Source organism: Mesorhizobium loti (genome assembly GCF_013170705.1).
Lineage (GTDB): Bacteria > Pseudomonadota > Alphaproteobacteria > Rhizobiales > Rhizobiaceae > Mesorhizobium > Mesorhizobium loti_D.
In genome coordinates this window covers 2412278-2426234 of the sequence record NZ_CP033334.1, presented here as the reverse complement: position 1 = coordinate 2426234, position 13957 = coordinate 2412278, and the positions used below count along the sequence as shown (strand labels likewise).

Annotated in this window: 16 protein-coding genes; 6 read left to right on the top strand and 10 right to left on the bottom strand. The window is 64.3% G+C overall.

The genetic code is table 11. The features are described 5' to 3' along the window. Window positions 1-49: 49 nt before the first annotated feature. Window positions 50-1360, top strand: coding sequence for a hemolysin family protein (locus EB815_RS11885; RefSeq protein WP_056578791.1), 1311 nt, complete (start codon window positions 50-52; stop codon window positions 1358-1360). A gap of 59 nt (window positions 1361-1419) precedes the next feature. Here EB815_RS11885 and EB815_RS11880 read toward each other — a convergent pair whose 3' ends face one another. After that, the gene (locus EB815_RS11880; protein ID WP_056578794.1) at window positions 1420-1824 is read right to left on the bottom strand and encodes a GNAT family N-acetyltransferase; all 405 of its coding nucleotides are present in this window, start codon (window positions 1822-1824) and stop codon (window positions 1420-1422) included. Window positions 1825-2025: 201 nt separating this feature from the next. Beyond that, window positions 2026-2904 (bottom strand): DMT family transporter, encoded by an 879-nt coding sequence (locus tag EB815_RS11875; protein WP_056578797.1) that lies wholly within the window; start codon window positions 2902-2904, stop codon window positions 2026-2028. Between the two features lie 236 nt (window positions 2905-3140). Here EB815_RS11875 and EB815_RS11870 point away from each other — a divergent pair, with 236 nt between their 5' ends. Then, complete coding sequence (locus EB815_RS11870) at window positions 3141-3545, top strand: YciI family protein (protein ID WP_056578799.1); 405 nt, start codon at window positions 3141-3143, stop codon at window positions 3543-3545. Then, complete coding sequence (locus EB815_RS11865; RefSeq protein ID WP_065005658.1) at window positions 3542-4783, top strand: RNA polymerase sigma factor; 1242 nt, start codon at window positions 3542-3544, stop codon at window positions 4781-4783. Before EB815_RS11870 ends, EB815_RS11865 begins: the two co-directional genes overlap by 4 nt. Window positions 4784-4825: 42 nt before the next feature. On the opposite strand, the gene EB815_RS11860 is transcribed toward EB815_RS11865, so the two are convergent. From EB815_RS11860 to EB815_RS11845, 4 genes are all read right to left on the bottom strand, one after another. After that, complete coding sequence (locus tag EB815_RS11860; RefSeq protein ID WP_056578805.1) at window positions 4826-6388, bottom strand: DHA2 family efflux MFS transporter permease subunit; 1563 nt, start codon at window positions 6386-6388, stop codon at window positions 4826-4828. Between the two features lie 7 nt (window positions 6389-6395). Continuing rightward, window positions 6396-7499 carry an HlyD family secretion protein gene (locus EB815_RS11855; RefSeq protein ID WP_065005657.1) on the bottom strand — a complete coding sequence of 368 codons (1104 nt, stop codon included), beginning with the start codon at window positions 7497-7499 and terminating at the stop codon, window positions 6396-6398. After that, on the bottom strand, window positions 7496-8044 hold the full coding sequence (locus EB815_RS11850; RefSeq protein ID WP_056578809.1) for a winged helix-turn-helix transcriptional regulator: 549 nt from the start codon (window positions 8042-8044) through the stop codon (window positions 7496-7498). Before EB815_RS11850 ends, EB815_RS11855 begins: the two co-directional genes overlap by 4 nt. Window positions 8045-8205: 161 nt before the next feature. Then, window positions 8206-9186, bottom strand: a complete 981-nt coding sequence (locus EB815_RS11845; RefSeq protein ID WP_056578812.1) for a quinone oxidoreductase family protein — start codon at window positions 9184-9186, stop codon at window positions 8206-8208. Between the two features lie 97 nt (window positions 9187-9283). Between EB815_RS11845 and EB815_RS11840 the strand changes: the two genes are divergently transcribed. Both EB815_RS11840 and EB815_RS11835 read left to right on the top strand, forming a co-directional pair. Further along, window positions 9284-9691 (top strand): winged helix-turn-helix transcriptional regulator, encoded by a 408-nt coding sequence (locus tag EB815_RS11840; RefSeq protein ID WP_056578815.1) that lies wholly within the window; start codon window positions 9284-9286, stop codon window positions 9689-9691. 66 nt (window positions 9692-9757) lie between these two features. Further along, window positions 9758-10567, top strand: a complete 810-nt coding sequence (locus EB815_RS11835) for an MBL fold metallo-hydrolase (RefSeq protein ID WP_056578818.1) — start codon at window positions 9758-9760, stop codon at window positions 10565-10567. 68 nt (window positions 10568-10635) lie between these two features. On the opposite strand, the gene EB815_RS11830 is transcribed toward EB815_RS11835, so the two are convergent. Beyond that, on the bottom strand, window positions 10636-11241 hold the full coding sequence (locus EB815_RS11830) for an NADPH-dependent FMN reductase (protein ID WP_056578821.1): 606 nt from the start codon (window positions 11239-11241) through the stop codon (window positions 10636-10638). Window positions 11242-11333: 92 nt separating this feature from the next. Here EB815_RS11830 and EB815_RS11825 point away from each other — a divergent pair, with 92 nt between their 5' ends. After that, window positions 11334-11702, top strand: coding sequence for a winged helix-turn-helix transcriptional regulator (locus tag EB815_RS11825; RefSeq protein ID WP_056579017.1), 369 nt, complete (start codon window positions 11334-11336; stop codon window positions 11700-11702). A 169-nt stretch (window positions 11703-11871) separates the two neighbouring features. Here the strand turns inward: EB815_RS11825 and EB815_RS11820 are convergent, their stop codons facing one another. The 3 genes from EB815_RS11820 to EB815_RS11810 all read right to left on the bottom strand — a co-directional run bounded on the left by EB815_RS11820 (window position 11872) and on the right by EB815_RS11810 (window position 13896). Beyond that, window positions 11872-12075, bottom strand: coding sequence for a hypothetical protein (locus tag EB815_RS11820; RefSeq protein ID WP_056578824.1), 204 nt, complete (start codon window positions 12073-12075; stop codon window positions 11872-11874). 131 nt (window positions 12076-12206) lie between these two features. Next, on the bottom strand, window positions 12207-12602 hold the full coding sequence (locus tag EB815_RS11815) for an acyl-CoA thioesterase (RefSeq protein WP_056578827.1): 396 nt from the start codon (window positions 12600-12602) through the stop codon (window positions 12207-12209). Window positions 12603-12954: 352 nt separating this feature from the next. Then, the gene (locus EB815_RS11810; RefSeq protein ID WP_056578830.1) at window positions 12955-13896 is read right to left on the bottom strand and encodes a phosphoribosylaminoimidazolesuccinocarboxamide synthase; all 942 of its coding nucleotides are present in this window, start codon (window positions 13894-13896) and stop codon (window positions 12955-12957) included. Window positions 13897-13957 lie beyond the last annotated feature (61 nt).

Below are 13957 nucleotides of genomic sequence, written 5' to 3'. Positions count from 1 at the left end.
TGCTGGCGGACTATTTTCGAAGGCCGCGCCGCAATGCTATTGAGCCCTCATGCTATACGTTGAAATTGCTATCGTGGTCGTCCTCATCTGTGTGAACGGCCTTTTGTCGATGTCCGAGCTCGCCATCGTTTCATCGCGCCCGGCACGGCTCAAGGCGATGATCGACCGCGGCGTCAACGGCGCAGGGCGGGCGCTGGATCTTGGCTCTAACCCCGGCAAGTTCCTGTCCTCGGTGCAGATCGGCATCACGCTGGTCGGCGTGCTTTCCGGCGCCTTCTCCGGTGCCACGCTCGGCGACCGTTTGTCCGTCTTCCTGGCCTCGGCGGGCATGCGCGAAAGCGTCGCCGATCCGCTCGGCGTCGGCATCGTCGTTGCCATCATCACCTATTTCTCGCTGATCGTCGGCGAACTGGTGCCCAAGCAGATCGCGCTGCGCGACCCGGAGCGGGTTGCCGCCCGCGCGGCACCGGCCATGACCATCCTTGCCACCATCTCGGCACCGCTGGTCTTCCTGCTTGACATTTCCGGCCGCGCCATATTGTGGCTGCTTGGCCAGCGCGGCGAAAGCGAGGAAAAGGTCACCGACGAGGAGATCAAGATGCTGGTCGCCGAAGCCGAGCATCACGGCACCATCGAATCCGACGAACGGCGCATGATCGCAGGTGTCATGCGGCTTGGCGACCGCGCGGTACGCGCGGTCATGACGCCGCGCACCGAGGTCGACTGGATCAATCTGCAGTCCGACGACACGACGATCCGCAAGCTGCTGATGGAAACCCAGCATTCGCGCCTGCCGGCGGGCGATGGCGGCGTCGATGTGATGGTCGGCGTCGTCCAGACGCGCGACGTGCTGGCCGCGATCCTTGCCGGCCGTACGCTCGACCCGCGCAAGCATGTGCGCGCCGCCCCCATCGTCTACGACCAGGCCGACGCGCTGGACGTGCTGCATAAACTCAAGGAATCCGATGTGCCGATGGCGCTGGTGCATGACGAGTACGGCCATTTCGAAGGCATCGTCACGCCCGCCGATATTCTCGAAGCCATCACCGGCGTGTTCCGTGCCGACCTCGATGCCGGCGACGAGGAAAACGCCGTCAAGCGCGAGGACGGCTCATGGCTGCTCGCCGGCTATATGCAGGCCGACGAGATGGCCGAGCTTCTGGGCTTCGACCTTCCCGAAAACCGCGACTACGAGACCGTCGCCGGTTATGTGCTGTCGCACATGCATCATCTGCCGGCGACCGGCGAATGCGTCGACGCCCAAGGCTGGCGCTTCGAGGTGGTCGACCTCGACGGCCGCCGCATCGACAAGCTCATCGCCACCCGCCTGCCCGGCGCCCACCGCGAGGCGGTGCGGTGACCGCGACATTGCCCGCGAGCCCCATTGAAACGCCGCAAGTGGGTGAAGCGGACAGCACGTCATCGCTCTCGGAACAGCAAATTCGCGCGCCCCTTTGAAAAGCCGATCCGGCCATAGAAGGAGACGAGATCGTCGGGGCAGTACAGTTCAAAGCTGCGCACCTGAGCCAAGGTCTCGTGGTCCACAATCCGATTGACGATAGCTTTTCCAAGCCCCTGGCCACGAAAATCGCAATGGACGATGACATCGAAGATCATCGCCTTGAATGTGTAATCCGTCAGCACGCGTGCGAATGCGACCAATCGGTCATCATCCGAGCAAAGGCCGATCGCTAGATCGGAATGCTCCATCATCTTGATTACATCCTCAAAATCACGCCCTGCGGTCCACCACTCCTTGCTGTACAGATCATAGAGTTCGCGCTGACGCTCATCTTCGAACGTTTCTATCCATCGGCCTTGCATGTCGTCTCCCGCTTCTCGACCTCTCAATAGAGCAGGAGGAAAACTTGATGGGAAGGTATGTGAGGGCAGGCAAAGACGTACGACAGCACGCGACTATTAAATGCTCATGGCCTCTTACGTGCTCCGGGCGTTCTGAACCCGCCTGCCCGGCACCCACCGCGAGGCGGTGCGGTGACGATCACGAGTATGCATTCGGCTTGATCAAACCGCGGCTTCGATCGGCTCGGCCAGCCTGGGGTTCGAGCGCGCGGCGATCAGGCAGCTTGCCACGATGAGGCCGGCTCCGGCCAGCGTGGTCCAGGTCACCGCCTCGTCGAAGAAGAACCACCCAAGCGCGATCGCCCAGATGAAGGCTGAATATTCGGTCGGGATCAGATATTGCGCCTCGGCACGCGCATAGGCCCAGCTCATCAGGAACTGGCCGGCGAGCGACAGTGCCGTCACCCCGGCGAGCGGAAGCCAGAGATTGCCGGGCAGCGCAATGGCGAGCCAGGGTGCTGCAAGACCAAGGGTGACCGCAACGCCAAGGTTCTGGAACAGCATGATCTCGACCGGCTTGGCCAACTGCGCCTGTTGCCGGGCGAGGATCAGATTGTAGGCATAGAACACCGTCGACGCGAGCACCGCAGCGGTGCCGAGCAGCGCATCCCCGGCATAGGTTTTCTGCCCGAACTGGCCGGCCACGATGATCACGACACCGGCAATGCCGGCAAGCGAGGCCCAGATCGCCTTGCGCTGTATCCTTTCGCCCAGAAGCAGTGCGGCCAGCAGCAGCGCGAACAGCGGCGCCACGAAACTGAGCCCGATCGCCTCCGCCAGCGGCAGCCTCGCGAGCCCCCAGAAGAAGCACAGCAGGACAAAGCTGACGACCACCGCACGCAGCGCATGCAGCCTCAGCACCGAGGGAGTTGGAAGCGAGCGCGGCCCCGCCAGCCAGGCCGCGCCGGCGACCAAGGTCGCCAGCATGCTACGCCACAGCACTGTGTTGTAGACCCCGACCGCGATGACCAGCACCTTCATCGCCGCGTCCATGCCGGACAGGAGAAAGATGCCAAGCGCGCAGACGAGCACCGGGATCATGGGGGAAGCGGTGCCGGCCAGGTTGGGTGATTTCACGCGGGTTTACTCAAGGTGATGGATGCAAGCTGACATATCAGGGCAAACTGGCAGGGCCAGATGGCAGCCTCGCCCATGTGGCGGTCCAACGCTGTCGGTCCTTGGCGCGACCGGGGATTTGAACTCTTTTGCCATTCCTGTCGATTTCGCCATCCCCCGTTCGTCGTATCATCGAACCAACCCCACGAAGGAGAAAGACCATGCGGTTCATGATGCTGATGATCCCCGGCGGCTACGCGGAGGCGGCGCCCGATGTCAGGCCTGGCGCCGAGGCGGTGGAAGGGATGATGCGATACAACGAGGAGCTCAAGAAGGCCGGCGTGCTGCTAGCGCTCGACGGACTGCATCCGCCGTCCGAGGGAGCGCGGGTCAGCTTCAAGGGCGGAAAGCCTGTTGTCACCGATGGCCCCTTCGCGGAGGTCAAGGAAGTGCTGGGCGGCTATTGGGTGATCGACGTGCGCTCGCGTGAAGAGGCCATAGAATGGGCCCGCCGCTGCCCCGCCGGCGCGAATGACCTGATCGAGGTTCGACGCGTCTTCGAGATGAGCGATTTCCCCGAGGACGTCCAGAAGGTAGCTGAAGGTTTTGGCGAGCTGAAGAGTTGACGCCCAACAGCACCATTGAAGCGGTCTGGCGGATCGAGCAGCCGAAGCTCACCGCCAGGCTTGCCCGCTATCTCAGGGATATCGGACTGGCCGAGGAGATCGTGGGGGATGCCTTTCTGCTGGCGTTGGAGCGCTGGCCCCGGGACGGCATTCCACGCAACCCGGCCGCCTGGTTGACCAAAGTCGCTGGGAATCGGGCGCTCGACCGGCTGCGCCGCACCACCATGATGGACGGCAAACATCGTGAACTCGCCATCAACCTCGCTCAACTGGAGCGCGAGATGCCCGACATCGAGGCAGCGCTCGACGAGGATATCGATGATGACCTTTTGCGGCTGATCTTCACCGCTTGCCATCCCCTGTTGCCGGCCGAGCAGCGCGCCTCACTCGCTCTGCGGCTGCTGGGCGGGTTGTCGACGCCGGAGATCGCCCGCGCTTTCCTGGTGCCCGAAGCCACAATCGCCCAGCGCATCGTGCGCGCCAAGCGGACGCTTCGTGATGCTGCCATCCCGTTCGAGACGCCGCGCGGCGATGAGCGTCGTGAACGCCTCGCCGCCGTGCTGGAGGTGGTCTATCTCACCTTCAACGAGGGCTATGTGGCGACCGCCGGGCCGGCCTGGCTGCGCGCCGATCTCTGCGGCGAAGCCCAGCGACTCGGCCGTTCGCTGGCGGCACTGATGCCTGATGAGCCTGAGGTGCAGGGGCTGGTGTCGCTGATGGACCTCAATGCCTCGCGCTTCCCCGCCCGCACCGGCAAGGCGGGCGAGCCGATCCTGCTGCTCGACCAGGACCGTACCCGATGGAACTGGTCGCTCATCCAACGCGGCCTCGACGGCCTGAACCGCGCCATGACCCTGACGACCACGCCCGGCCCTTATCTCCTGCAGGCGATGATCGCCGCCTGCCATAGCCGCGCGGCAACCGCCGCCGACACCGACTGGATTGCAATATCAGCCTATTATCAGGCCCTGGCCTTGGCGGCCCCTTCGCCCATCGTCGAAATCAACCGCGCGGTGGCCGTCGGCATGGCGTTCGGACCCGCGCAGGGCCTCGCTATCGTCGAGGCGCTGAAGGACGAGCCGCGATTGAAGGACTCGCATCTCCTGCCGACGGTGCGCGGCGATCTCCTGGAGAAACTGGGATATCAGGCGGAAGCCCGCGCCGCGTTCCGCCAGGCCGCGGAATTGACCGGCAACGACAGGGAACGCGCGCTGCTGCTTACCCGCGCGGGCGACTAGCCCAAATGCCCGCACTCTGCCGGCGCGGTGGCGAGTTTGATCTCAATGGGCGTCCGGCGGCGGCGCCTTCGGCGCGACATTGCGCAGGAACGGAACCAGCGCTGTCGCGATGACGAAGGCGACCATGATCACCAGGAACGCATCCGCGTAAGCCATGGTCGATGCCTCGCGGTAGGCCAGCGCCCAGAGTTGCTTCAGCGAGGCGGTGTGACCATCGGCGACCGCGCCGGGCAATTGGCCATAGCGCAGCGCGACATTGTCGACGAGCCGCATCGCGGCCTCGTTCTGTGGCGTCAGATGCGAGGCGATCGTCAGGAAGTGGAAGTTGGTGCGGTCGTTCAGGATCGCGCCGCAAATGGCGATACCGACGGCGCCGCCGAGATTGCGCATCGTGTTGAACAGGCCGCTGGCATATTTCAGCCGTTCGGGCGGCAGGCTGCCGAGGCCGAGATTGACGCTCGGCGCCACCGCGAAGACCTGCGGGAAGCCGCGGAACAGTTGCGGGATCAGCAGTTCGGCCGCACCCCACTGGCTGGTGATGGCGCTGAAGCTCCACATCGACGCGCCGAAAGAGGCAAGCCCGAACATCATCAGCCAGCGCGTGTCGAAACGCTTGGCGAGAAAGATGTAGACCGGAACGCCGACCATCGAGGCGACGCCGGTGGAAAACACCGCCACCCCGGTCTGGAACGCGTCGTAGCCGCGGACATAGCCGAGGAACAGCGGCGTCAGGTAGATCGTGGCGAAGATGCCGATGCCGGTGACGAACGAGAGAAAACAGCCAATGGCGAAATTGCGGTTGCCGAAGGCGCGAAAATCCACCACCGGCTGGGAGTAGGTCAGGCTGCGGATGATGAACAGAACCATGGTAGCGCTGGCGACGATGGCGCCGTTGCGGATCGTCGCATCGTCGAACCAGTTCCAGCGCGTGCCCTCCTCCAGAACGTATTCCGCCGTGCCGAGACTGACGGCCATCAGAACCATGCCGATATAGTCGGCGCCCTTCAGCAGCGACGGGTCGGCCTTGTCGATCTTGACCAGCCACGCGACGAGCACTGTGATGATGGTGCCGGGAATCACGTTGACATAGAACAGCCAGTGCCAGCTCAGCGTGTCGGTGATCCAGCCGCCGATGACGGGCCCGAGCGTTGGTGCGATCGAAGCGATGCTGCCGACCACCGCGGCCGCGTAGACCCGCCTCGGACCCTGGAAATAGTGGAACGACGAGGTGAAGACCGTCGGGATCATCGACGCGCCGAGCAGCCCTTGCAGCGCGCGGAACACGATCATGCTTTCGATGCTCCAGGCGAAGCCGCATAGCATGCTGGCGAGCGTGAAGCCGGCCGCCGAGATGGTGAACAGCCAGCGTGTCGAGAACACCCGGGTGAGCCAGCCCGACAGCGGGATGACGATGATTTCCGCCACCAGATAGGAGGTCTGCACCCAGCCGATCTGGTCCTGCGCCGCCGACAGGCCGCCGCCTATGTCCTGCAGCGAGGACGCGACGATCTGGATGTCGAGCAGCGCGATGAACATCCCCACGCACATCACCATGAACGGCAGGATGCTGGCGATGAAGGATTGTGGTTCGGCGCGCTCGGCCATGGCGTCCTCAGCGCGAGCCGGTATCGACCGTCACGACGGTGGACAGGCCCGGCCGCAGCTCCACCTTGTGCGCCTGATCCGGGTCGATGGTGATCCGGACGGGAACGCGCTGGACGATCTTGGTGAAATTGCCGGTCGCGTTCTGCGCCGGGATGACGCTGAAGATCGCCCCGGTCGCCGGTCCCAGGCTGCTGACATGGCCCTTGAGAGGCGCGTCGGGGGCAATGTCGGTATAGACCGTCGCCGCCTGGCCGTCTGCCATGCGGCGCAGCTGGTCTTCCTTGAAATTGGCATCGACCCACAGACCCGTCTGCGGGACGATCGTCAGGAGATAGCTGCCCGGCGAGACATAGGTGCCGACCTGCGCCAGCCGGTTGCCGACGAGGCCGTCGATGGGCGAGCGGATCTGCGTGAAGCCGAGATCGAGCTCAGCCGTATCGAGATCGGCCGTGGCGGCCGCCACGGCGGCGGTCGCCTCCGTAATCTGCGTGTTGAGCACATTGAGCTGTTGCTTGGCGGCTGCAAGCCCGGCGCGCGAGGCGGCGACGGAAGCCTTGGCCTGGCCGTCGGCGGCGAGACTCCTCTGCGCATCCTGTTGCGAGCCGGTCTTGGTGCTGGCCAGCACCGCATAGCGTTGAGCGTCCTGTGTGGTGAACGTGGCGGCGGCACTCTTGGCTTCGAGATCGGCCTGCGCTTGTTCGATCAGCGAATTCTGCAGCGAGACCTGGGCACGGAGATTGTCGAGCGCCGACTGCTGCTGCTGGACGGATGCCTGCGCACGCTCCACCGCCGCCTTGAAAGGCCGGTCGTCGATGCGGATGATGAGCTGGCCAGCGGCGACATGCTGGTTGTCCTCGACGAGGATCTGATCGATGTGCCCGGCGACCCGTGGCGCCAGCGGCGTGACGTTGCCGCCGACATAGGCATCGTCGGTCGACATGAGGAAACGGCCGGCCAGCCACCACTGAAAGCCATACCAGCCGGCGACGCCGATCGCGATCGCGGCGCCCAGCATGACGAACGGCTTGCGCCGGTTCTTGGCGGGCGCGGGAAGCTGGACGGCCGACGGCTGCGCCGGCTGCAACTCGGCGGCTGAGAGAACCTTGTTCATTTGCTCCGCGCCTCTTCGCGGCTTGGATCGAAATTGTCGATGAGCGGCAGGCCGGAGGCCTCGCTGCTGAAGCGGTAGCGCCGCCGCATGCGATCGGTGGCCTTGGGTGCCGTCGCCATGGTGAAGCCCTCGCCGTCGAGTTCCTTGCCGCTCTCGCGGTCGACCAGCACGGGTTCGGCCCAGCGCCCGTCGGCCTTGTCCACCACCACCAGGCTCGGGCCTTCGGGGGCGAGGTGCTTGTTGCCCCAGGCCAGCAGGGAGAGCAGCACCGGACGGAAATCACGCGCCTTGGCGGTCAGCACATACTCATGGCGAAGCGGCCGCTCGCAGTAGGCGCGCTTTTCGAACAGCCCACGCTCGACAAGGCTGTTCAGACGGCGCGTCAGAATGTTGGGCGCGATCTCCAGGCTCTTTTGAAACTGATCGAAGCGCGTCAGCCCCTGGAACGCGTCCCTGAGCAACAGGATGCTCCACCACTCGCCAACCTCGTCGAGGCTGCGCGCTATGGGGCACGGGCGTGTTTCGAAGCTTGTTCTTGCAACCATTGCCGGAGTCTCTTTCAATATGAAAGTGACTATTAGCCAGTTTAGTTGCATTATGCAAGTCACTCAGCCGTGATCGGAAACAAGGATGCCGTTCTTCGTTGGAGATCGTGGACGGAGCTCGATCCGACCCATTGTGTGAAACAGGTGTTAACGGTCGCCCGTCAAGGCACCAGCACCACCTTCCCTGTCGCGCGGCGTTCCTCCAGCAATCGGTGCGCCTCCCCGGCCCGGTCGAGTGGGAAGCGGCCGCCGATCGCGACCCGCAGCCGCCCGCTCGCCGCCAGCTGGAACAGCTCGGACAGGCCGGCTCGCAGCACATCCGCCGGCAATAGCGGCAGCAGCGCGAAACCCCTGAGCGACTGGTTGCGGCCGATCATGACTTCCAGATCGGACGCCGCGAGCCCGTAGCGGCCGAGCGCCGCGAACACCAGTTCTCCGCCCGCAGCCAACGCCTGCAAAGATGCCGCCGTCAGCGCGCCGCCGACGGTGTCGTAGATGATGTCGACGCCGTCGCCGCCCGTAAGGTCGCGGACACGGGCCGGCCAATCCGGCTGGCTGTAGTCGACCACGCTATCGGCGCCGAGCGACAAGGCAAAATCCAACTTTGCCCTGTCGCTGGCGGCCGCGATCACCTGGCTTGCCCCCTTTTGTCCGGCAAGCTGGACAAGCAGCGATCCGACGCCGCCCGACGCGGCCGGCACCAGCACGGACTTGGCCCCCGGCGGGCTTTGGCGCAGCAGGTGCAGGGCCGTCAGCCCCTGCACCATGAGGGCTGTCGCCTCTTCGAACGGGACGGCATCCGGCAGCGGCACAACGAGATCGGCCGGCATCGTCACCTGCTCGGCATAGCCGCCATGCGGACGCTGCGAGACGAACAGCGGCACCGCCACGCGGCGTCCGAGCAGCCCCTCATCCACCTCTTGGCCAATCGCCTCGACCACCCCCGCCACTTCCACGCCGGGAAACATCGGCAGTTGCGGCGTTACGGCGTAGCGGTCCGCGCGCATCAGCACCTCGAAGAAGTTTATGCCCGCCGCCTTCACCCGGACCAGCACCTCGCCAGCCTGCGGCACCGGCGCGGGCAGCTCGGCGACCTCCAGCACCTCGGGACCGCCGAAACGGCTGAATTGAACGGCTTTCATGGCAAACTCCAATCGCACTGGCATCGGCGATGGTTTGCCACTATCTGCGAGGCCGCGACTACACACTCATTAGTCCGCTGCTGACCAGGAGGTGACCATGGCCGGTTCAGCCAGGAAGACGCCGATCAAGAGACTGCCGATGCTGCCGGCCGAACGGGCGCTGAAGGTGATCGCCGGGCGCTGGAAGGCGGTCATCCTCTACCATCTCTTCGATGGCCCCCGGCGGCTGTCGGCGTTGAAGGCGATGATGCCTGGCATCACCCAGAAAGTGCTGATCCAGCAGCTGCGCGAAATGGAGGAGCACGGTCTCGTCAGCCGCGCGATCTTCGCCGAGGTACCCGCCCGCGTCGAATATTCGGCGACCAGCCTCGGCCTCAGCCTCGAGCCGATCCTGCTGGCGCTCTGTCAGTGGGGCCAGCACCACGCCGACGAGCTGAACGAGAAGCATCGCCTTGCCGACTGCATCATCCGGCCAAGGCGGGCGCAGCACGCACACATGGCCTGAATCGGATTGACGGGGGGTGCCGACACCGGTTGGCCATCGCGGATTATCTGCAAAACGGATCGGCAAATGCATCGCATAGCTTCGGGCGAACTTCACTCCACCTACACTCTTGGTGACCTGCGCATCACGTCCTTGCGCGATGGCTATGTCGACATGCCGGTCGGACGGCTTCGGCAAAACGGCGACAAGCCATTTGGCGATGACTTGCCGGAACAGGTCGCATTGTTTGGCGGTCAGCTCAGGCTCTCCGTCAACGCCTTCGCGATTGACGATGGAAATGGGATAACGCTGATCGATACGGGCGCCGCGAATGCCTGGCACCCCTCCATGGGCCGGCTTCCCCAGGCGCTGGACGAAGCCGGCATCGATGTCGAAAAAATCCGCACCGTCTGCTTCACCCATACACATCTCGACCACATCCATGGCCTTGTGCTTGCCGACGGCCGGGACGCCTTCCCGCGCCTGGCACGCCTGCTCGTTCCCAGGCAGGAACTCGGCCTCTTCCGCGCCGTAGCGCGGCTCGAGCGATTCCACGAGATGGCGCAATTTTTCGAAGCCGGAGACCATCTCGGAGCCCATGTCGACATTATCGGCGCCCATGGCCACGAGGTCGGTCACAGCTGCTTTCGCGTTTCGAGCGGCGGCGAATGCATTTTGATCTGGGGCGACACCGTCCACGTCCCGTCGCTTCAGTTCGATCGGCCTGACGTGACGTGGGAATTCGATGGGGATCAGGACCAGGCGCGCGAGAGCCGGTTGCGGCTGCTGGCGCTTGCGGCGGACGATCACTGCTTCGTTGCGGGCGCGCATCTGGACTCGCCCGGCATTGGCCGTGTCGTGCGGTCCGGCGGCGGCTTTCGATTTGAGCCGCTATAACCGCTTTAATGAAAAGGGCGGCGCAAGCGCCGCCCCATATCCCTTGGGAGGATAATCTCGAAAGGCGATCAGGCCGCCTTGATTTCTTCGTCGACCACGTCGGCGTCGCGCGCCTTCTTCAGAGCCTTGGCCCACCAGGCGACGTCGTTGACCAGTGCGGTGGCGGCCTGGTTCAGGTGCTCGAGGTCCTCGAGTTTCTTCTCGCCCTGGCGCACGGCGAGGAAGTCGCCCCAGGCGATATGGACAGCCGACTTGACCGGCGCCATCTGCAACTCGACGGCATGGAGACGGAGCTGCTCGACGGCGCGGGCACCACCAACGCTGCCATAACCGACGAAGCCGGCCGGCTTCTTGTTCCATTCGTTGGCGGCGTAGTCGATGGCGTTCTTCAGCACGGCCGTCGGGCCGTGATTGTACTCGGCGGCGGTGAAGATGAAGCCGTCATATTCGGCGACCTTCTTCTGCCAGCGCTGCGCCACCTCGTTGGTCGACGGCACCCAGGCGGAAGAGGCCACTTCGTCGAAGAAGGGCAGCGGGAAGTCACGCAAGTCGACGATCTCGACATCGATGTCGGCATGCGACTTGGCGATCTTTGCGATCCATTGTGTGGGCACATCGGCGAAGCGCGCGGCGCGCGTCGAACCGACGATGATGGCGATTTTCGGCTTTGACATGGGGGGCTCTCCATTCCAGTAAAAAGCTGGTATCGTTTAGATACCGGAGCTATATGAGATACTGTCAACTGCAGGCGCAAGGAGGCACCGTTTTGTTACTGAGGCACCCGCATAACACCGAGGACTGCCGCGCCGTCTCGGAAATCCTGCAGCGCGTCGGCGACAAATGGACCGTGCTTGTGGTCGGCAAACTTGGCGACGGACCGTTGCGTTTCAACGAGCTGCGCGCCGCTGTCGGCGGCATCTCGCAAAAGATGCTGACCACGACCTTGCGCGGGCTGGAACGCGACGGCTTCGTCACCCGCACCGTGTTCCCGACCATCCCACCGCGCGTCGACTACGAGCTGACGGAACTCGGCCACGAGCTGCTGATCCCGGTCAGCGCGCTTGGCGAATGGGCGCGCAGGAATACGCAGCGTGTGCGGGCGGCACGTGAAAAATTCGACGGCATGCACGGCTGAAACCCTTGCATGGCAAGGTGTCGGGCGTTTCGCGTTGCGTGAAGTCGCCTGCTGGCTGGAAATTCGTGGCTCTCTAAACGAGGCCTCGCAAGCTTGTCCGATGGCGCTTCAGGCCGGCCAACGCTCGGCGCTGCTTCCACGAAGACAATCGTAAATCCAGGATGACCCTTCAGCTTCCTGTCGCCAGGCTCTCGCAAGGCGCCGGGCTGCAGATCGCGCATGTCGCGGCTGGCTGCCTGACGCCCTTGCCGGCACGCAGGCAGGAGGTGCGCGGAAGGTCCTCCTTGACTGCCGCATAGGCGGTGACGCCAAGCAGGCAGATCACGGCCACAAGGGCTGCCACCAGCCAGCTGTTCAGTATGTGTTGACGCATTGTCGCCCCTCCAACGCCGGCACAATCAGGCGTGAAGGCAACCATTGGATGTCGCGGAGCGCATCGCCCGCGCGGATGATGTTACAATTGCTCCTGGACTGGGAGAACGGGGCTTGCGGGAATGGCTTTCATCAACTCTCGGCCGGCACGGCCTTCGGCTTGCCCTCGCCGTCCAGCGCCACCATGACGAAATCGGCGTGCGTCACCTTTTCCATCAGGTCGGAGAGATAGCGCTGCGCCCAGGCCTCGACCTTCAGCGTCATCGAGGTGCGGCCGACGCGTTCGACATGGGTGTAGATGCACAGCGTGTCGCCGATCTTCATCGGCTTGGCGAAGGACATCTCCTTGACCGCCGCCGTCACCACGCGGCCCCTGGCGCGCTCGGCGGCGCGGATGCCGCAGGCAAGGTCCATCTGCGCCATCACCCAGCCGCCGAAAATGTCGCCGGCCGCATTGGCGTCCGAAGGCATGGCCAGCGTGCGCAGCGTCAGGTCTCCGATCGGCCGTCCTTCCGCGTAGTGCACCATGGGCAGAATCCTTGTGAGGTGATGGTCATCGATCCCGTATCGCCGCTGCAGGAACAGGTCAACGCGCAGCAGCTGCTGTTTCCTCGCCCCCACGGGTCATGGTCTAACATTGGCATTCGCCCGGCGGTGCCTGATTTTCAGCGGCTCCGGGCTTTGGAGCGGGCTTCCCCCACTCCGTCGCTGCTTCGCAGCGCCACCTCTCCCTGCTCCGGAGGGAGAGGAAGTCGCCAGCCCGGCCAAGCTCGCTCCCTCCTCTACCCCGTCGAACGGGGGAGAGGTGGCGAGCGAAGCTCGACGGAGTGGGGGTCGACTGCGCGGCGTAAGACCAGGCGCTGGCTGAAAGGCGCACCTCTCAAAAATAACCTGCCAGGTTCGCCCGGATGCGATCGAGAACCGTGGCGCCGGAAACGTCGGGGATGAACGCCTTGCCCGTGATCGCCTCATAGGCCTGCCTATAGACGTTGGAGGCCTGCTCGACGATCTCGTCCGGAATCCTCGGGATCGGGTCCTTGTAGGGATCGCAGCGCGCCGCCACCCACGAGCGGATGAAATCCTTGTCGAAGCTGTCCGGCCGGGTGCCGCTTGCCAGCGCCTGTTCGTAGCTCGCCGCGATCCAGTACCGGCTGCTGTCGGGCGTATGGATCTCGTCGGCCAGGATGATCTTCCCGTTCTTGTCGGTGCCGAATTCGTATTTCGTGTCGGCCAGGATCAGGCCGCGCTCGGCCGCGCGCGCCTGGCCGCGGGCGAACAGCCGCAAGGCGTAATCCGAGACGGTGTCCCATTGCGCCTGGGTGAGAAGACCTTGTTCGAGGATCTCGGCCCGCGACAGCGGCTCGTCATGGGCGCCATCCGCGGCCTTGCTGGTTGGCGTGATCACCGGCTCGGCCAGCTTCTCATTGTCGCGCAGGCCGTCCGGCAGCCGCATTCCATACATGTCGCGTTCGCCACGACGATAGCGGGTCAGGATCGAGGTGCTGGTGGTTCCCGCCAGATAGCCTCGCACGACGATCTCGACCGGCAGGATGTCAAGCCTCGTGCCTACGACGACGTTCGGGTCGGGATATTCGAGCACATGGTTCGGGCAGATATCGGCGGTTTCCTCGAACCAGTAGCGCGCCGTCTGGGTGAGGATCTCGCCCTTGAACGGGATCGAGGTCAGGATGATGTCGAAGGCGCTGAGACGGTCGGTAGCGATGATGATGCGCCGCCCATCCGCGAGGTCGTAGTTTTCGCGGACCTTGCCCTTGTAGTGGCCGGGCAGTTCGGGAATGAAGGCATCCGGCAGCGTACGCATATGATTTCCCGACTTCCTCGGATTGGCTGATGCCATCGCATAAGCTGTCGACCCCATGCAT